Origin of the sequence: Schaedlerella arabinosiphila (assembly GCF_003885045.1) — a bacterium.
Lineage (GTDB): Bacteria > Bacillota > Clostridia > Lachnospirales > Lachnospiraceae > Schaedlerella > Schaedlerella arabinosiphila.
In genome coordinates this window covers 4,640,182-4,658,871 of record NZ_RHJS01000002.1, presented here as the reverse complement: position 1 = coordinate 4,658,871, position 18,690 = coordinate 4,640,182, and the positions used below count along the sequence as shown (strand labels likewise).

Below are 18,690 nucleotides of genomic sequence, written 5' to 3'. Positions count from 1 at the left end.
TATATTAGTACTTGACAAATCAAACAAAATGTGCGGCCGCGCTCGCTGCTGATCCTCTTTTTAGAGGTAGCGAGCGCGGCCCTTGGATTTAGAGCGATATATGATTCTAATCCAAGGAGGTACATTCGTTATGTTTCATGAAAAAATCAAGGCTCTTTTTTCTTCTGCTGTGGACAGCGTTGCGTCCACAATCTCAAAATACTCCGTCCACCCAGACAAGGATTTTACCCGCCAGAAAAAGCTTCCACCGGATAAGCTCATTACGTTTTTGGTTTCCCAGGGCTCTTCCTCCACTTCCGAGGAACTTTTGGAGTTTTTTGATCTGGATGCAGATGCCCCTTCCGTTTCCGCACTCAATCAGCAACGGGCAAAGTTAAAACCGGAAGCCATGGAAGCCGTTTTTCATCACTTCCATTCCTCACTCTCTTCCTTGGAAGGCGCAGACGGCTATGAATCCATTGCTGCGGATGGCTCTACCTTTTCCTTTTTCAGTAAGCCCACGTTTGCTTCCCCTGACTACTTTGTTTCCGAAGGGCATTCTGCCAAAGGATTTTACAGTTTGCATTTAAATGCCCTGTACAATCTGGACAAGCACATCTATACCGATGCACTGATCCAGCCGATTCACAATAAGGATGAATACCGGGCCTTTGCCACCCTGGTGGACCGCCATCAGACTTCCCCCTGGAAAAAGACTATTTTTATCGGTGACCGTGGTTACTGCTCCTATAATAATATGGCCCATGTGCTCAAAAAAGGGCAGTTTTTCCTCTTCCGCGCAAAGGATATCCATTCCAAAGGCCTTCTTTCCGGTTTTGATTTTCCTGACAAGGAATCCTTTGACATCCGGGTTCGGGTCACCCTGGTACGCAGCCAGTCAAAAAAGATTGCTGTAGAGGGATACCGCCGTTTTGTCGATAAGGCAACCTCCTTTGATTTTATTGAGTACGGGACACGGGATACCTACCAGCTTACGTTCCGCATTGTCAGGTTTCCCATATCAGAGTCCACTTATGAGTGCCTGGTTACCAATCTCCCGGAAGAGGAATTTCCGCCAAAGCGTCTAAAAGAGCTTTATTTTTCCAGGTGGGGCGTGGAATCCTCATTTCGGAAACTGAAATATACCATCGGATTGATCAATTTCCATTCTTATAAGCCGGACTTTGTCAAACAGGAAATATGGGCAAAACTCATCGTCTACAACTTGACAGAAAGTATCATCAACCATACTGCTGTGGTCCATCAAAAGAAGACAAAGCATGATTACAAAATACATTTTGGTACAGCAGCCCATATTTGCAGGGTGTTCCTACGTCCTTCTGTGAAAGAAGGCTCAATCAATGTAACCGCCCTGCTTCAGCGCAGGTTGATCCCGATCCGAAATGAACGGCAGTATCACAGGCTAAAGACAGCCCATTTCCGGAGGCCGCGATATCTTATATACCGGGCAGCCTGAAAGCATTTTTACCTTAAATATAGATATTTTTTAAGCAGATGCGGATCTGCTTAGTCGTCATGCCCAAAAATAATTTTCACCTCTTTCATTATGATCCGAACAGTCTCTCAGACACAAGCAAAAACATATGTTCTGGCTTGTGCTGTGAAAACAAGTCCACTTTATATCTAATAATTTATAGAACACCGGTCTGGCTTTGTTTAACTAAATGACATTGCCGTGTGAACAGTAACCATTATATTTTCGTTGCCGGCGGATACCCTGCGCAGGGATATTTTCTGACCTGCTCAGACGCTTATAAGGGAGACCGGAGGGTGGATTTCCAGATTGAAAACAAGGAGCCGTGCGTAAACTAAAAATCTGCGCAGCAGACAAATCAACAGTCTGCTGCGCAGAATCATTTTACACGCACCCAATAAAAACAGCCTTTAAAATCCATAAATCCTGTTCATATGCATTTGTGACGGTATGTGACAGACGCCGGGAATTATAATCTTCCCCTTCCGCCGCCTTGTCCTCTGCCATATCCGGCACCGTTTCCGCCGCCGCGGCCAAACCCATTGCCGTTGCCGTAACCATTACCATTGCCGTAACCGTTCCCGTTGCCAAACCCATTTCCGTCGCCATAGATACAGCCATTGCCGGTACCGTCCCCATAGCCAAATCCACAGCCCAGCCCGTCTCCGTAGCCGGTGCCGTCGCATTCAGCCTGCCGTTCCTGCACGGTTTCCAGAATTTCATCAGCCTGTTCCTGGGAAATTACCCCGTTTTCTACATTTTCATTGAGTATTTCTTCCTTGGCGTTCAGCATTTCATCCTTAAATTCGTCAAGCTTGCCGGCTTCCGCTGCGATTGTTCCAAAGGTCTTTCCCGTCTCAAACCGTTCTTGGATGACATTTGCTACAGCCCTTCCTGTGATGGCAGCCACGATATCCGCGGGCCTGTGGCGGCCGGCAGCGGATACGGTAACCGCGGAACCAAGGGTAAGCACAGAGACTGCTGTAAAAAGAATGACTTTTGTTTTCAAATGTTTCATGATAAAAACCTCCTCGAATCTAAGTTTGTTTTTTTAGAACCTGCCAAACAGAGGGCGGCCTGTATTTCCCATCGCTTTGCAGGATTTTGTCTTAACCAAATCATACGGGAAAATTATGGCGGAATTATGTCTTTATGCGTCCTGTTTTGTGACAAGTGAAGAAACCCGTCCAGAAGCCCGGAAGTTCATGAAGAGTTTTGATAATAAGAAACAATCACCTTTGGCCCGCTGCTTCACGGGAATAAACATGCAGGCGACACAAAAAAGACAAAGGTTTATGCTAAATTTAGAATAAACGTGCCTGCGGGGGTGCGTAACCGCTGCAAATCATTTATAATGAAATTGAGGAGTTTCATCATGGAAAAAATTCTGATTGCGGACGACAATGTCCAAATTACAAAAATCCTGAGCGAATTTGCCAGAAAAGAAGGGTTTGAGCCAGTAACCGCTTTTGACGGGGAGGAAGTGATCGAGCAGTTTCAGAAAGACACGTTTGCGGTCATCCTGCTGGATGTCATGATGCCCAAAAAAGACGGATTCGAGGTGTGCAGGGAGATCCGCAAAGTGTCAAATGTTCCTGTGATCATGATTACGGCCCGGGGCGAGGATTTTGAGCGGGTCATGGGGCTGGATATCGGCGCGGATGATTATATTGTCAAGCCGTTTTCGGGCAGCGAGGTTATGGCGAGGATTCGCGCCATTCTGCGCCGGATCGACTGCTTTGCCCAGACTGCGGCACCCAAATACCTGGTTTACGATAATCTGAGGGTCTGCCTGGACAATGCGGATGTGACGATTGACGACCAGAAGATCATTTTGACAAAAAAGGAACTGGAGATCCTCTGGACGCTCCTGGACAACCGGGGAAGAATCTTTTCCAGGGATAATCTGCTGAGCGATCTGTGGGGATACGATTATTTTGGAGACAACCGCACCGTGGACAGCCACATCAAGCGGCTGCGCGCCAAGCTGGACAAGGTGCCTCACCCGAACTGGCAGATCAAGACCATTTGGGGAATGGGGTACAAATTTGAGGGCGGTGAGTCATGAAGCATAAAATCACATTCCGGCTGATCGGATATTTCTCCGCGGTACTCCTGCTGTTTTCCCTGATTGCAGGACTTTTGTTCTGGGCGCTGTTTGCATGGCGCACGGCGGAAATACACGAAGCCGAATTGAAGAAGCGGGCTGTTTCCATCGCGGACACCCTTTCCCAGTTTTCACAGAGGGGGCACAAGGGCCGCGGACAGTCCGGAGGCTACGGCGCATATCTGCGGTTTCTGGATGAGATCGCCATGAGCGAGGTATGGCTGGCGGATGAACATGCACAGACCATTCAGGTTTGCCAGAGCAGCAGCTCCCTGTCCTACAGCGAACTGCCTGCGGGGGCGGAGGAACTGATCGCCCAGGTATTTGCGGGAAATGTGGTGGCAAATACGGAGTTCAGCCCGCTGCTGGATGTTCCGTCCATCACCGTAGGCGCCCCAGTTCATGACGCCGCCGGAAATATTACCGCCGCGGTGCTTCTGCACAGCCCCATTAACGGCATCAGCAGCGCCCAGCGGGACGGGATCGTCATACTGGTATTCTGCATTTTGACGGCCTTGTTTCTGGCGTCCATTCTTTCAGTTTTGCTGGCCCGCCATTTCATCCGCCCGCTGAGGAAAATCGGGCAGGCGGCAGACAAAGTGATGAAGGGGGATTATTCCGCCCGCACGGAGGTACGGCAGAATGACGAGATCGGTGCGCTTGCCGGCAATATCGACGGCCTGTTTGTCCAACTCGCCAATGTAGAGGAGGAGCGGAAAAAACTGGATAAGATGCGGCAGGATTTCGTGTCCAATATTTCCCATGAGCTTCGAACGCCTGTGACGGTCATCAAAGGCTCCCTGGAGGTTCTCGAGAACGGGCTTATAACCGACCCCGGGGAAATGCAGGAGTATTTCCGGCAGATGTCCTCCGATACGGCCCATCTCCAGCGGCTGGTGAACGACCTGCTGGAGCTTTCCAGACTCCAGAATACGAATTTCAAAATTGAGAAATCGGAGCTGAACCTGGCCGACATATTGAAGGAAGCGGTTCGCTCTATGCAGAGGATAGCGGAGCAGAAGCAGGTGACGATCCTGCTGGAAAATGAAGCCGGAAACGTCTGCTTTTTTGGAGATTACGGCCGTCTGCGGCAAATGTTTATGATCATACTGGACAATGCGGTAAAATTTGCCCCGGCGGACAGCGCGGTGTCGGTAAAAATGTATTATGAGGAAAAAGGATTCCGGGAAGAAAAGGAATCCCGCGGCAAAAAGGAAGATTCTGAAAAAGAGAAGCTTGTGATCTTCATCTCGGACCGGGGCAGCGGCATTTTGCCTGAGGAGCTCCCCTATATCTTTGACCGTTTTCACAAAGAGCGATCCGAGCAAAATAAAAGCGGCAGCGGGCTGGGCCTTCCGATTGCAAAGCAGATCGCCGAGCGGCATCAGATTGCAATAAAATGCGAGAGCAACGCCAGGGATCGGACTTCCTTTTCCTTTATATTTTCGCCGGAAATGCCTGATGTGATGAGCTCGGAGGGTATCCTTTAGGACACCCCATCATGGCCGTACGGCCGTTTCACAAGGTATACCCAAGGGCATCCCATCATGGCCATACGGCCGTTTTATAAGGTATACCCGAGGGCATCCCATTATGGCCATACGGCCTTTCACAAGGTATATATTGCAGACTTTTTGGAAGTATATAGTAAAAAAACGTTCCTGAAAAATTATCCTGTCTATGTATTATAAGAGGATTTTCAGCGCATCCGCTGCAAGGCCGGATGAAGGTGTTTTTTCGGAATGGCTCAAAAAGTCGGAGGTGCAAAACATGCATGATACATTGAAATTTGAAACATTTGTGGATGCTTATGAGAATATTTTTGAGGAATATCTGAGTTCTGTCGTTGCGAAGCTGCCCGGTGAGAACGAGGACTACCGGGCCGTTCAAAATGAGATCGAGAGTTTGTATGAAAGCTATCCCGGGGTGCTGGGGATATTTGACGCGGAAAAGGCGGCGGCCCTCAGCGAGCAGGAATGCGCGGCGCTGGTGAAGGTGCTGCTGCTCAAGAACAGGCTCACGGAACTGGAAATGCAGTCCGTGTATTTCCGGGGATGCTGCGACGGAGTGGGATATTTGAGGAAGGCAGGGTATGGAGTGCGGTTTGCAGACTGCGCCGCATCAAATCATTTATAAGGAGGTACCGATCTATGATTGATCTACAAAACCGCGGTATTTGTCCGACACTGGACGAAATCGGAACTTACATCAGGAACCCTCTATTCGAGACATTCTGCTTGGAAATAAAGGAGCGGCATGGAGCGAAAGAGATGATTGAATTTAGCTCCTGCAGTTGGGAAAGCGGATGGAATGTGAAATTCAAAAAATCAGGCAAAAATCTCTGCACCATCTACCCCAGGGAATCTTTTTTTACGGTGCTGGTTGTGGTGGGCAAAAAAGAAAAAGAGCTTGTAGAAACAATACTGCCCGACTGTACCGGGGAGCTGCAGGAGATTTATGCCCGGACAGAGGAAGGAAACGGCCAGAAATGGCTGATGATCGATCTGGAAGACCAGGGAGACCTTTTCCGGGACGTGCTCCGCCTGATCGAGATCCGAAGAAATGCAAAGTAATCATTCTTCATGAAAGGGCCGAACGGCCATGACGGTGTACCTGCAGGGAAACTATGTGAAAAGAGCCGCACATGCTGGAGCGTGCGGCTGCTTTTTTTTCGCATCCGGGCGGAAAGCCCATGAACAGGAACAAATCCGCTCCAATATACGACAGTAAGTACGAAACAAAATGCACATTTTATAAAATGGCATCCTTCTGTTCCAGAATTGCCTCCACTGCAGCACAGGCCGCGCAGTCACAGTACTTTGCTCCGGCAGCCTGGATCTCCCGGCCGTGGGCAGCCACCTGCTTGGTCTTTTCCGGGCCGAATACCTTGGCCCCGGCTTCGGATTCGGCAAAAGCGATCAGCCCCTCTACCGGCATGATGTCCATTTCCAGCTCTGCGATCAGATTTTCAGCCTGGCTTTTTTCCTGGTCTGTGCCGATGGCATCCAGCCAGTTTTTTGCAGCTTCCCTTGCATCCGCGCAGCAGGAAGGCGCGTCCATCAGTTCCTTTACTTTTTTGATTACATCGTCTTTTTTGTTTTCACTCATGATGTTTCATCCTTTCATTTTCATATTCGGGGAATCCGTTCATGGCGTCTCAGATTTTCCTGAATCCGGGCGAGCATTGACTCGCAGAGCAGGATTTCTTTTTCCGAAAATCCGGCGTAAAAAATCTCCGACATCCGGTCAGACACGTCCAGATAATCCTGATACAGGCTTTGGGACTTCTCCGTCAGAGTTAGCAGCGTCTTCCGGCGGTCGTTCTTGTCCGGGGTACGGCAGACCAGACCGGCCGATTCCATCCGGTCGATCATACTTGTAAGGGTGGTGGCGGCGAGCCCGGTTCTGTCGGCAAGCTCCCGCAGCGAGATCGCTTCCCCCTGCCACAGGGCATAGAGAATCCGCCCCTGGGCCCCGTTAAATGCGTCGATCTTCCTGTCCGCCAGGATTCGCTCAAAAATTCTGTCGCTGAGCCGCTTGATCTGTGAAATAAAATTGCCTGCCTGGATATTCATACCACATTCCTCCTAGATAGGATTATACTATATAGTAGTATATTTGTAAAGAAAAATTACGATTCCAGTCAGATAAAAACGGTCCATCAGATTCTTGCAAGCTTGGTTTGACGAATTTGACAGCCAGTTTTTATTACTGTGAATAGAAAATTAAAAAATCAAATTTCAGGTTGACTCTGACGCTGCGTCATAGTATATACTTCTAAACAGGTCATAAAGAAGGGAGAAAGGAATATGCAGACGGTACACGAGGTGAGCAGGCTTACAGGAATCAGCGTCCGCGCGCTCCACCACTATGACGCAATCGGTTTACTAAAGCCCTCAAGGGTAACGGAAGCAGGCTATCGGCTTTATGACGGCGCCGCGCTGAGACGCCTGCAGAATATTTTATTCTTTCGGGAGCTGCAGTTTCCGCTGAAGGAAATCAAAGCCATCCTGGACAATCCGGAATTTGACCCGAAAGAGGCGCTTGACCAGCAGATCAGATTATTGGAGCTGCAGCGCACCCGTATCGACAGGTTGATTTCTTTGGCCCGTGAGGCCCAAAAAGGAGGAACAGATCAGATGAATTTTCAGGCATTTCAAAAAACAGAGTATGACCGGTACGCCCAGGAGGTCCGGGAAAAATGGGGAACTACCCAGGCATACGCCGAGTATGAGCAAAAAAGAAAAGGAAGGACGGATGAGGAAATGGAAATGGCAGCAGACAGGATGATGTCTTTGTTTGCGGAAATGGGCTCCATCAGAGAGCTGCCGCCCGGCAGCAGAGAGGCCCAGGAGAAGGTCAGAGAGCTGCAGGCATTTATCACGGAAAATTATTACACCTGCACGGATGAAATCCTGCGCGGACTAGGGGAAATGTATGTCAGCGACGAGCGCATGAAACGCAATATTGATCAGGCTGGCGGAGAAGGAACGGCCGAATTTGTCAGCCAGGCGATTGCATGGAAATGACACGCCGTCATAGTTCCCTGAAATCAAACAGATCTTCAATCATCACATGGAATACATTTGCAATGCTGTATGCCGGCAGCATAGAAGGGCTGCAAAAACAAACAGGGAGACAGATCAATCTCCCTCCCTGTAATGAAAGATTCACATGTTAAACCGGGACGCACTGAAGCTACAGGCTGACACCCAGGTCATAAGCCCCCCAGATGGCTTTCTTGAGGTTTCCGACCGCCTGGGCATCCCCAAGGACATGAATACGGCTGTTTCCGTCCTTTTTTCCATCGGCTGCCGGCCGGTATAAGGACTGGTCAGGCGTATAGCCAACGGAGAGAATCACCGAATCACATGCGATTTCCTGATCTCCGTTTACCGTAGAGATCAAAATACTTCCGTCCCGGATCTCTTTGAGGGTGCTTTCCAGATAAACCGGAATCTTATGGAAACGCACCAGATCACGCAGGCATTCGGAATTGGCGGCGCAGATTCCCACTGCCTTCACCAGATCGTCCGTCATCTCCACGATCATGGGTTCCCGGCCTTTCAGAGCCAGGTCGTAGGCAATCTCACATCCGGTCAGCCCGCCGCCGATGACGGCTACCTTCTGTCCGGGTTCTTTGATCCCATTCAGATATTCGATGGCTTCGATTCCCTTTTCAAAGCCGGGCACAGGCAGCTTTCGCGGTTTTGCGCCCACCGCAATGACATATTTATCTGCAGAAAGATCTTTCAGACTGCGGACTTCCGTATTCAGATGAACAGAAACCGACGAAGCTTCCAGTTTCCTGCGGTACCATGCCAGCAGTTCCTTGTCCTTCTCCTTGAAGGATGGAGCGGCAGCAGCGATAAAGACGCCGCCCAGGGCATCGGTTTTTTCATAAAGGTCAACCTGATGGCCTCTCTCAGACAGGAGGATCGCAGCCTGCATTCCGGCGATTCCGCCGCCGATGACCGCAATCTTCTTCGGAAATTTTGCTTTCACCAGTTTGTATTTTTTCTCTTCAAAGGCTCTCGGATTCAAAGCGCAGTGCCCTTGAGTTGCAGCGTCGGCCGTGTCCATAATGGCGCCCGAATTTTTGAAATAGGCAACCGGGAGACAGGCGTTGTGGCAGGAAATACATGGACGGATATCATCTTCCCGGCCTTCTTTCAGCTTGGTAATGTATTTGCCGTCGCAAAGCAACTGCCTTCCGATGGCTACGGCGTCAATCTTCCCCTCCTGAATGGATTTTTCCGCAGCGTCAGGCTGCATTCTGCCTGCGACGATGATCGGGATATCCACAAACCGGGAGATATGCTCTGCTTCCTCCAGGTTGCAGTTGAGCGGCATGTACACCGGGGGATGAGCCCAATACCAGGAATCGTAGGTGCCGTTGTCACAGTTCAGGGCGTCATATCCCGCATCCTGCAGGTATTTCGCGGCTTTTTCGCTTTCTGCCAGATCCCTTCCGATTTCTGTAAACTCCTCACCTGGAACGGCTCCCACCTTAAAGTCAATGGCTTTCGAAGTCACGCTGTACCGAAGCATGACAGGATAATCGTTTCCGCATTCTTTTTTAATAGCTTTCACCACTTCAACCGCAAAACGATAGCGGTTTTCGAAGGAGCCGCCGTACTCGTCCGTCCGGTGGTTCATATAAGGAAGTGTGAACTGGTCCATCAGATAGCCTTCGTGGACTGCATGAACCTCCACCCCGTCTACTCCGATCTCCTTACACAGCTTTGCGGATTTTGCGTAGCCTTCCACATAGGCATGGATCTCATCGACAGTCAGCGCGCGGGTGGAAAACTGGGGCGCCCAGACCATGGGCAGGCCGTCGTCCGGAGCGACCATCATTTCGTTGAGGTGAAGCAGCGGATTGGTAAGCTTTTTCAGAACCGGGCTGCCCGCAACCTTCAGCATCTGTGCCGGAAGCGTGTAGTTCCTGCCCGCAAAACCGGCTCCGAGCTGGAAGAAAATTTTCGCCCCGTTGTGATGGATCTCCCGGATCAGCGGGTCTGCCTGCCAGAAGGCTTTCTTATTCTTATGCAGCCATTTTCCCATCATCATGGAATACACAGGGATCATTCCGGGAATGAAAAGACCTACATTGTTTTTAGCACGCTCAATGTAGTAATCGTGCGCCTTTTCATTGTACTTCGTGACAAACATATTCTCGATGATGTTGGTTCCCTCCATGGCGGGAATCACGATCCGGTTGCGGATCTCGCAATTGCCGATCTTAAACGGCGTAAACAGGGTTTCATAGCGATTGCTCATAAAAATACCTCCTTTTTCTGCAGCCGCCTGCAATTATATGTCCACTATAGCACATCCGGTATTCGGGGACAAGATTCTGCCGGGAAAGACCTGGCAGATTTTTTTCTGCATTATTTATATTTTCATATCAAGGGGTCTTGTAATTTTGAGACAAACCGATATACTCTAAATTAACCGAACAGATCAAACCACAAATTCAAGGAAGAAGTAATTATATGAGGAGGAGTATCTATGAACGCCATGAAAATCGAAAACCTTGTCCGCGATTATGGAGGCGGAAAAGGTGTGTTTGACGTATCCTTTCATGTGGACCAGGGGGAAGCATTCGGATTTCTTGGGCCCAACGGGGCCGGAAAAACAACCACCATACGGCATTTAATGGGGTTTCTGAAACCGAAGTCAGGGAGCTGCACCATAAACGGTCTGGACTGCTGGAGGGAAAGGGACAAAGTGCAGGCAAGGCTGGGCTACATACCCGGTGAGATCAGTTTTTTTGAAGGCATATCCGGCGCGGAGTTTTTGAAATTTATCGCCCAATACCGCGGAATCGGTTCACAGACCCGTAAGGAGGATCTGCTGGAACGCTTTGAATTGGACCCCAAAAGCAAGATCAAAAAGATGAGCAAAGGGATGAAACAAAAACTGGGAATCGTTGCCGCTTTTATGCATGACCCGGACATCCTGATTCTGGACGAGCCAACCAGCGGCCTGGACCCGCTGATGCAGAACAGGTTCATTGATCTGGTAGCGGAAGAAAAAAAACAGGGCAAGACGATCCTGATGTCAAGCCATATGTTTGAGGAAGTGGAACGAACCTGCGACCGCATCGGAATCATACGGACAGGCAGGATGGTGGCTGTTGACGCTGCCGCGGCGCTGCGTGAACGCCATACCCGCAGCTACACCGTAACCCTGGAAAATGAATCTGCCGCCGAAGCATTTGCTGCAGATTTCAACGGGGTGCGCGATGGATTGAAAGTGACTGTGACGACGAAGCAAAGCCTGGAAGAAATCTTTATGAACTATTACGGAGGTGAGAAGCATGATGAACATGGCGCTGTATAAACGTGAAATGAAAGGAAGCATAAAACTGCTGATCATTTTCGCCGCGGTCATTACCCTGTATGTTTCCGTGATTATCAGCATGTACGACCCGGAACTGATGAAAACGCTGGACAGCTTTACGGAAGCCATGCCGGAATTAATGGCGGCGGTCGGTATGACGGCAAATGCCGCTTCGCTTCTGGGATTTATGGTTTCCTACCTCTATGGATTTATACTGCTGATTTTTCCCATGTTATTCTGCATACTGCGGGGAAACGCCCTGATTGCAAAATATGTGGACAAGGGGTCTATGGCTCTGCTGGCTGCCGCGCCTGTAAAACGGCGGACCATTGCGTTTACCCAGATGAAGGTGCTTGTAAGCGGAATCTTGCTGCTGGTTTTCTACATCACGATTCTGGAAATAATCTGCGCAATGAGCGGTTTTCCGGGGGAACTGGATGTGACGGAGCTTCTCATACTGAACGGCGGGCTGCTGTGCCTCCATCTGTTCATTGGGAGCATATGCTTTCTCTCTTCCTGCATATTTTCAGATACAAAATACAGCGTGGCGTTCGGGGCGGGGATTCCGATATTTATGTACGTGCTGCAGATGCTTGCCAATGTGGGCGGCGATGCGGAAAAAGCAAAATATTTTACATTCTTCACATTGTTCCATCCGGACGGCATCATTGCAAAGGAGAGCGGTGCTGCCGCCGGCATACTGGTCCTTCTGGCAGGTGCAGTCGTATTTTATACATTGGGAATTATGATATTTGACAAAAAAGACCTGCACATATAGCAAACGGCGGCCATGAGCGTTTCCGGCGAATCCGGTCCTGCATTCCCGGAACAGCCGGAAACCGCTCTTAAACCTGCCGCTGCAAAGCTGTCTTTTACACCCTCATCCTGTGTAAAAATATGGGACAGGTTTTAGAGCTTCAATACCTTCTTCGCAGAGTAAACCGCGTTTAACACTTTCGGGAAGCCGGTGTATGGAATGCACTGCAGGAAAGTTTCCAGGATTTTCTCAGGGCTGATTCCCACATGCAGCGCAGCCGCAATATGGACCTCCAACTGAGGGTGGCAGCTCCCAGCAGTGAGCAGGCTGGCAAGGGTGATCATTTCCCGCTCCTGCAGGGTCAATCCTTCCCTTGCATAGATATCCCCAAAGGCAAATTCCACAATGTACCGCCCCAGATCCGGCGAGACCTGTTCCAGAGAACGAATCACCGCTTCTCCCCCCTGCCCGTCGATCTGTTTTAAAAGTTCCATGCCTGTTTCAAATCTTGTTTTTTCCATTCGAATTTTCCTCCGTATCTGATAGAATAAAATGACAGCGAATTGAGAACAGCAGACGGGGCCGTGCCCTGCGGGCTGCGGTTCATACGCTTTCGAGGAAAGGATAAATCTTAGACTATAGTCGAAGTCAAGCATTTTTTTGAAAATCAGGAAAGAGGTTAGAAGGGGTTATTTTAAATTCAGCAGGTTATCCCAATTGCTGCCATAACCCATGATAAACAAAATCTCCGACGCAGGGACGGTATGAACTTGTTTCTGCAGTTTTTTAAAGGCTGATTTCATTGCTGAGACAAATTCCTTTAAATCGGTTTTGTTCAGCAGAAGTGCAAACATGATGGCTATGGCATAGGTATCATTGGTTCCATATGTATAAGAGCCGTCAGCAGCCCTTTTGATGCCGAGTGCAGAAAAATTTTTAATACTTTTGGTATGGATTCGTTCTTTAAATCTCATATCATAAAAGCGTTCATCATGGGCGCATTTGTTCCGGGCAAGTGCAAGCATATGCATGAATTTTGAAAGCTCGTCCGGCAGCAGTCCAAATTGTTTTGCTGCAGCGGTTCTGTCGGATGGCTTCATATTTTTGAAAAAATATTCGATTTTTCCGAAGGTCAGAACGTTGACAAGAACCCACAGCGGAATATACCCATGCTCGGTCATATAGTGGGTTACGACTTGATGGTGTTTGGTCATCTGACGGGCGATTTCCTGCTGTATGTCTCCGATTAATTTTATAGAAGAGGAGATGCTTTTTTCAGTAGAATTGTTAAAATTCTCGATTTTCAAATAATTATCATAGCCATATAATGCTGAAAATTCGTGGGCGATTACGGTTTTGAATGTGTTTTCGAGCTTTAGAAGATATTTTAGATATATATTCCGAATATTGCGGTCGAAATTATATAGAGCATACACTTCCTCAAATGTGGTTCCGCTTTTATATTTTTCCTCAGAACCCGGGGCTGCTTTTTCGGCAAGGAACAACTCCTTATAGCCATTGATTATACTGTAGTAATTTTCACGTTCTAATATGCGCATTGCGCGGGAGCCCTGGGAACCCTTGCCGATTATCATGCCGCGGGAGCGGAGAATATTCAATTGCTGCCTATAGGACTTATAATTTTTTTCAGCCATAGTACCTCCAAGTTAAAGACCCCGCGGCAGTCGCCAAATATCCATGCAAGCATGGCTGCTTGACTCGTTGCTTCGCGGGAATAAAAAGCCCCCGGGCCCGAAGGACACCGGAGGACAAACTGGCAATCTCTTATACAAGTAGTATAACATATTGAGACTGAATGTCAAGTATAAAAGTTCAATACATCATTTTTACTTATGATGATGCTGCCATATTAAAGTATATTCAAATAAAGAGATTATTATGAATATAAATTTCAGAAAAGAGGTTCCCCATGATTATCAGTAAATTTTCCGAAGCCGCAGGCATCAGCGCCTCCGCGCTCCGCTACTATGAAAAAAAGGGCCTGCTGCGTGTAAACCGGGACCCGGCCGGAAGGCGGGACTACAGCGAGGACGACATCGAATGGGTCAAATTCCTGCAGCGTCTCAAAGATACCGGAATGCTGCTCCGGGACATCCGGCATTATTCCGACCTGCGGTATCAGGGCGACAGCACCGTGGAGGAGCGTATGGCCCTGCTGGTCCGGCACAGAGAATCCGTATTGGAGGAACAGAAAAAATGGGAGGGATATCTGCGCAATCTGGACGAAAAGATCCATATTTACGAGAAAAAGATCGAAGAAAGAAAGACCTGACCCCATTCGCATAAAAAGCCATCCGCCGATTTTGGTACAACCGTCGGATGGCTTTTGCATACCAGCGCATACAGAAAACCCGCTAACGGCAGGTTTTCAGCATGAATGGAAATTGTGACTTTTCGAAAAGAAGAATTATTTTTCCTTCTCAAAACGTTTCTTAAGAACAACAGCGCAGACCAAACTGATCAGTGCAACGATTGTGGAATAGATTCCAACATAGATTGTATCGCCGTTTCCATAATTGATCAGTAAGGTACAGATCGTCGGAACCATACCCGCTACTAAAAAGCTGGGAACATGGTACACGAAGGAAATTCCGGAATACCGTACCTCTGTTTCAAAGTAAGAAGACCAGAGGGAGCCGATGCAGGCCCAGATCAGGTTGTATGCAATACTCCATCCAAGAACAACTCCGATGATCGTAACCCAGAGATTGCCGCCGCTGATCTCGATGACCTTCAAGGTCGGGATACTCAGGACAGCAGACGATGCAGCGCCGATTACGAAAGTCTTTGTATTGCCAAGCTTCTGCGCACACCAGCCGCCGAACAGTGTAAACGGGATTTTGAAAATGCAGGCAATAATTGTAATGATATAGGTCTGGATCAGAGGCATTCCCAGCCATCCCGTACAGTAAGACAGAATCCATACGATGAAAATGTTGTAGAACGTTCCGTCAACCCACCTGGTTCCGCTTCCGAGAAGCAATGTCGGCCAGTAATTTTTAACCATGTGGACAAATCCAACTTTTGCCTTTTTACCCTCAGCTTCCTGCTGCTCCAATTTTGCCTGAGCCGCCTTAAAGTCCGCGGTCTCCATCATTTCACCCTTCAGGCGAACTGCGATAACAGTCAGAACGATGGCAGACAGGAACGGAATCCTCCATCCCCATGTAAAGAAGATGCTCTCATCCAGAAAATAATTCGGCAGCGCGATCAGGATAGAAGAAAGGCCGAATCCGATAGGCAGTCCAATCTGCGGGATACAGGAAATGAAATTCCTCCTTGATTCCGGTACATTTTCGTAAGCCATCAGGATTCCGCCGCCCCAGGTACCGCCTCGTCCGAAGCACTGGAACAGACGCATAGCCTGCAGGATAAATACAACAGCGATTCCCGCTGATTCCGCCGGCGGGAGCAGTCCGATGACTGAAGTAGAAATTCCCATCATCAGCAGAGAAGTATACATGGTGAACTTACGTCCCTTTTTATCTCCGATGTGTCCGAAAAATACCGCACCGAAAGGTCCGGCAATATAACCGATCGCAAAGGACATGTACGAAAGGATCAGAGCGGTGACTTCATTGCCGCTGATCGAAAAGAAGACCTTGCTGAATACCGTTCCTGCCGCCGTTCCGTAGAGCAGGAAGCAGTACCATTGTACGGCGCTTTCAAAGAGTGTGATTGCAGCAGTCTTTTTAAAATTTTTATCCATAATGTGTTCTCCCTCATAATTTGTTACCACTTTGCGCAGCAAATGGATTTGTCTTAGTCTTCTTCACCCTCATAGTATTTGAACGGCCACGGTCCGGAGTAATCTGCGCCAGTCGGGATGATCATATAATGAGTATTGATCTGGTCGCCCTGCAGGTCGTGAATCAGATAAGCCGGATTGCCCAGGAAGAAACGGTCTCCGCCGCCCTTGAAGTTGTCCGCAGCTTCCTCAGGTGTAACGTCCGGGCCGGTTTTGGAACGGAAGTCCACTTCCATCTGCATAGCAACCGGAGGACATGTAACCGCCGGAATCCCGTGCCACTGTGTGAACATACCGGTATGCATATGTCCGCAGCAGAGCCTAACGTTTTTATGAGTATTTAAGATTGCCGCAAGTCTGTCCGCCTGGCCGAATCCTTCGTCCATAGCCGGAAGTCCGGTTACAAACGGCGGATGATGTGTAAATACCAGGGTTGGCTTTTCCGGATACTCAGCAATTTTCTTCTCAAGCCACTCTGCTACCTCGTCAGACAGCCCGCCGTAATGGCAGCCCGGCAGACTTGTGTCAATCACGATCACGCGGACCGGCTTGTCGTCGATGGTGTAGCATATGTAAGGCTTAATATCATCCTGAACCGGTGTTTCCGCATCAAACATCTCCAGATAGAAGTCGCGCTTATCATGGTTGCCCGGAACGATGTAGCATGGACGCGGCAGCTTGCGGAGTCCTTCACGTACGATCTCATAACCTTCTCTTGTACCGCCTTCGGACAGGTCGCCTGTTACGACAAAAAATTCCGGCAGCTCATACTCCTTTAATTTTAAAAAATATTCAACGGTCTGGTTCATCGCAGTGATGGTGTCCGCTTTCTGAAAGGACAGTTTGCCGTCGCCCCGCAGATGGAAATCTGAAATTTGAAAAATACGCATGATTTTTCCTCCTTTTGTATGAAATATAAAAAAATATAGAGAAAGGCAGACTCATTGTAAGTGAGTTACCTTTCTCTATATTTTCTCTAGGTGTAACCAATATATCAGCTTTTTCAGAATCTGTCAACTATAAATTTCGAATTTATTATTTATTCTGACTAATGAACCTCAGATTTTTATATTTTTTTTGTAGATATTGACATTGCGGATCAGGCGTTGTATATTATGTATTAAGGCAAGAGATTAAGAGTCGTCCGAATCCCATTACTATGAGACTGTTGGATTGCTCTTTTTTTCATATCCAGGTCGTGTCCAAAAACAGAGTGAATGGGATTCTACCCCTTTGCTCTGTTTGTTTTTTGTTCTATAGGATACTTCTCCGAATTTTCCTATAGAACAAAAACCCTCCGGGGGATGCGCAGCTACGCGCGCGGAACAAAAGCTGCGCTGCTAAAAATGTAACAACGCGGAAGTGTGCGAAGTGCACCTTTGTTCGAGGAAAAACGGATCTGCCGAAAATGCCGGACAGCCTGGAAAAGGGGATCTGCGGCCGAGCAGGACAAACGCAGAAAAAACATGCGGGGCAGCGCAAAATACAAAGGAGAAGATTACAATGGGAACAAAGAACTATGATGCTGCAATCATCGGCGGCGGTGTTGTCGGCTGCGCGGTTGCCCGGGAACTGTCGAGATATGACCTGCGGATCTGCCTGATTGAAAAAGAGAAAGAGATAGGTTCCGGTATGCCCAGGGCCGGCAGCGCGGTTGTCCATGCCGGCTTTGACGCCGTGCCCGGCACGCTGAAAGCCCGCCTGAATGTGCTGGGAAATAAGATGATGGACCAGCTTGCGGAAGAACTGGATTTTGACTTTATAAGAAACGGGGCTATCGTGCTGTGCTTTGACGATTCGGACGTGATCAGGCTGCTGGAGCTGCATGACCGGGGCAAAATGAACGGTGTGCCGGGGCTGAAGCTTCTGGACAGGAAAAAACTCGGGCGCAGAGAGCCGAACATCACAAAAAAATCCCCCTATGGACTGTACGCGCCCACAGGAGGGATCGTTTGTCCCTTCGAAATGACGGCGGCGCTGGCGGAATCTGCATCTGTCAACGGCGTGGAATTTATGAGGAATACAGAGGTTTCGGAAATCCGAAAGGAGGACGGCGTCTATTGCATTTCTGCAGACGGGGAAGAGATCCGGGCGAAATACGTTGTAAATGCGGCCGGGATTTATGCGGACAAAATACACAATATGGTCAGCGCCCGGACGCTCCATATTACGCCGCGCCGCGTGGAATATTGCCTTCTGGATCAGGAAGCAGGAACCCATGTCACCTCAGCCATTTTCCAACTGCCGGGGGCTTACGGCAGGGGGATTCTGGTGTCCCCCACCGTGCAGGGCAATCTGCTGGTCGGGCCGGCGGCTGACCAGGAGGAACAGGCAGACACGGCTGCCGGGGCCGCGGGACTTGCGGAAGCGTACGGAAAATCCCTGTGGAGTGTGGACGGCATCCCGTTTCACAAGGCGGCAGCCTCCTTTTCCAGACTGGAGGCGTATGAGGACAAGGATGATTTTATCCTTGAAGAGGCAGAGGACGCGGAAGGATTTTTTGACGCCGCCGGTATGGAATCCACGGGGCTGAGCAGCGCTCCCGCGATTGGGGCCTATATGGCGGAAATGGTTGCAAAAAAGGCTGATGCCGCGAAAAAAGAGCATTTCCGGCCGGGCAGAAAAGGATTTGCCGGATTTGCGGCGGCCGGCAGGGAAGAGCAGAAGGAAGGAGGAGGTTTATAATTCACCGCAGGATTGCCATTTCGTAAAAAACACAGACCGCATTGTAAAAA

Annotated in this window: 18 protein-coding genes; 10 read left to right on the top strand and 8 right to left on the bottom strand. The window is 49.0% G+C overall.

The window, feature by feature from the left end:
* The first annotated feature begins 130 nt into the window (after positions 1 to 130).
* Complete coding sequence (locus EBB54_RS21945; protein ID WP_125127865.1) at positions 131 to 1,456, top strand: IS4 family transposase; 1,326 nt, start codon at positions 131 to 133, stop codon at positions 1,454 to 1,456.
* Positions 1,457 to 1,943: 487 nt separating this feature from the next.
* On the opposite strand, the gene EBB54_RS21940 is transcribed toward EBB54_RS21945, so the two are convergent.
* On the bottom strand, positions 1,944 to 2,492 hold the full coding sequence (locus EBB54_RS21940) for a hypothetical protein (RefSeq protein ID WP_193554378.1): 549 nt from the start codon (positions 2,490 to 2,492) through the stop codon (positions 1,944 to 1,946).
* Positions 2,493 to 2,849: 357 nt separating this feature from the next.
* On the opposite strand from EBB54_RS21940, the gene EBB54_RS21935 reads away from it, so the two are divergent.
* From EBB54_RS21935 to EBB54_RS21920, 4 genes are all read left to right on the top strand, one after another.
* Entirely contained in the window at positions 2,850 to 3,542 is a 693-nt protein-coding gene (locus tag EBB54_RS21935; protein WP_125128994.1) for a response regulator transcription factor, read from the top strand.
* A complete protein-coding gene (locus EBB54_RS21930) occupies positions 3,539 to 5,071 on the top strand; it encodes a sensor histidine kinase (RefSeq protein WP_125128993.1) in 1,533 nt (510 codons plus the stop codon). The genes EBB54_RS21935 and EBB54_RS21930 overlap by 4 nt, the downstream gene beginning before the upstream one ends.
* 190 nt (positions 5,072 to 5,261) lie before the next feature.
* Entirely contained in the window at positions 5,262 to 5,717 is a 456-nt protein-coding gene (locus EBB54_RS21925) for a DUF6664 family protein (RefSeq protein WP_243127766.1), read from the top strand.
* Positions 5,718 to 5,731: 14 nt separating this feature from the next.
* Positions 5,732 to 6,154 carry a DUF3788 domain-containing protein gene (locus EBB54_RS21920; protein WP_125128991.1) on the top strand — a complete coding sequence of 141 codons (423 nt, stop codon included), beginning with the start codon at positions 5,732 to 5,734 and terminating at the stop codon, positions 6,152 to 6,154.
* Positions 6,155 to 6,332: 178 nt separating this feature from the next.
* Here EBB54_RS21920 and EBB54_RS21915 read toward each other — a convergent pair whose 3' ends face one another.
* Together EBB54_RS21915 and EBB54_RS21910 are read right to left on the bottom strand one after the other, a co-directional pair.
* The gene (locus tag EBB54_RS21915) at positions 6,333 to 6,689 is read right to left on the bottom strand and encodes a molecular chaperone Hsp90 (RefSeq protein ID WP_125128990.1); all 357 of its coding nucleotides are present in this window, start codon (positions 6,687 to 6,689) and stop codon (positions 6,333 to 6,335) included.
* A 20-nt stretch (positions 6,690 to 6,709) separates the two neighbouring features.
* Positions 6,710 to 7,156, bottom strand: a complete 447-nt coding sequence (locus tag EBB54_RS21910) for a MarR family transcriptional regulator (protein ID WP_125128989.1) — start codon at positions 7,154 to 7,156, stop codon at positions 6,710 to 6,712.
* A 234-nt stretch (positions 7,157 to 7,390) separates the two neighbouring features.
* Between EBB54_RS21910 and EBB54_RS21905 the strand changes: the two genes are divergently transcribed.
* Positions 7,391 to 8,110: a MerR family transcriptional regulator gene (locus EBB54_RS21905; RefSeq protein WP_004071275.1), complete on the top strand. Its 720-nt coding sequence runs from the start codon at positions 7,391 to 7,393 to the stop codon at positions 8,108 to 8,110.
* 169 nt (positions 8,111 to 8,279) lie between these two features.
* Here the strand turns inward: EBB54_RS21905 and EBB54_RS21895 are convergent, their stop codons facing one another.
* Entirely contained in the window at positions 8,280 to 10,364 is a 2,085-nt protein-coding gene (locus EBB54_RS21895) for an oxidoreductase (RefSeq protein WP_125128988.1), read from the bottom strand.
* Positions 10,365 to 10,595: 231 nt separating this feature from the next.
* Between EBB54_RS21895 and EBB54_RS21890 the strand changes: the two genes are divergently transcribed.
* Both EBB54_RS21890 and EBB54_RS21885 read left to right on the top strand, forming a co-directional pair.
* Complete coding sequence (locus EBB54_RS21890; protein ID WP_125128987.1) at positions 10,596 to 11,429, top strand: ABC transporter ATP-binding protein; 834 nt, start codon at positions 10,596 to 10,598, stop codon at positions 11,427 to 11,429.
* Complete coding sequence (locus EBB54_RS21885; protein ID WP_125128986.1) at positions 11,407 to 12,207, top strand: ABC transporter permease subunit; 801 nt, start codon at positions 11,407 to 11,409, stop codon at positions 12,205 to 12,207. The genes EBB54_RS21890 and EBB54_RS21885 overlap by 23 nt, the downstream gene beginning before the upstream one ends.
* A gap of 131 nt (positions 12,208 to 12,338) precedes the next feature.
* On the opposite strand, the gene EBB54_RS21880 is transcribed toward EBB54_RS21885, so the two are convergent.
* Together EBB54_RS21880 and EBB54_RS21875 are read right to left on the bottom strand one after the other, a co-directional pair.
* Entirely contained in the window at positions 12,339 to 12,707 is a 369-nt protein-coding gene (locus EBB54_RS21880) for a carboxymuconolactone decarboxylase family protein (protein ID WP_125128985.1), read from the bottom strand.
* Positions 12,708 to 12,875: 168 nt separating this feature from the next.
* Positions 12,876 to 13,841: an Abi family protein gene (locus EBB54_RS21875; RefSeq protein ID WP_125128984.1), complete on the bottom strand. Its 966-nt coding sequence runs from the start codon at positions 13,839 to 13,841 to the stop codon at positions 12,876 to 12,878.
* Between the two features lie 275 nt (positions 13,842 to 14,116).
* On the opposite strand from EBB54_RS21875, the gene EBB54_RS21870 reads away from it, so the two are divergent.
* Positions 14,117 to 14,479, top strand: a complete 363-nt coding sequence (locus tag EBB54_RS21870) for a MerR family transcriptional regulator (protein WP_004071262.1) — start codon at positions 14,117 to 14,119, stop codon at positions 14,477 to 14,479.
* A 135-nt stretch (positions 14,480 to 14,614) separates the two neighbouring features.
* Here EBB54_RS21870 and EBB54_RS21865 read toward each other — a convergent pair whose 3' ends face one another.
* The gene (locus tag EBB54_RS21865; RefSeq protein WP_125128983.1) at positions 14,615 to 15,916 is read right to left on the bottom strand and encodes an MFS transporter; all 1,302 of its coding nucleotides are present in this window, start codon (positions 15,914 to 15,916) and stop codon (positions 14,615 to 14,617) included.
* A 53-nt stretch (positions 15,917 to 15,969) separates the two neighbouring features.
* Positions 15,970 to 16,845: a phosphodiesterase gene (locus EBB54_RS21860; protein WP_004071258.1), complete on the bottom strand. Its 876-nt coding sequence runs from the start codon at positions 16,843 to 16,845 to the stop codon at positions 15,970 to 15,972.
* Positions 16,846 to 17,458: 613 nt separating this feature from the next.
* Between EBB54_RS21860 and EBB54_RS21855 the strand changes: the two genes are divergently transcribed.
* On the top strand, positions 17,459 to 18,640 hold the full coding sequence (locus EBB54_RS21855) for an NAD(P)/FAD-dependent oxidoreductase (protein ID WP_125128982.1): 1,182 nt from the start codon (positions 17,459 to 17,461) through the stop codon (positions 18,638 to 18,640).
* The last annotated feature ends 50 nt before the right edge of the window (positions 18,641 to 18,690 follow it).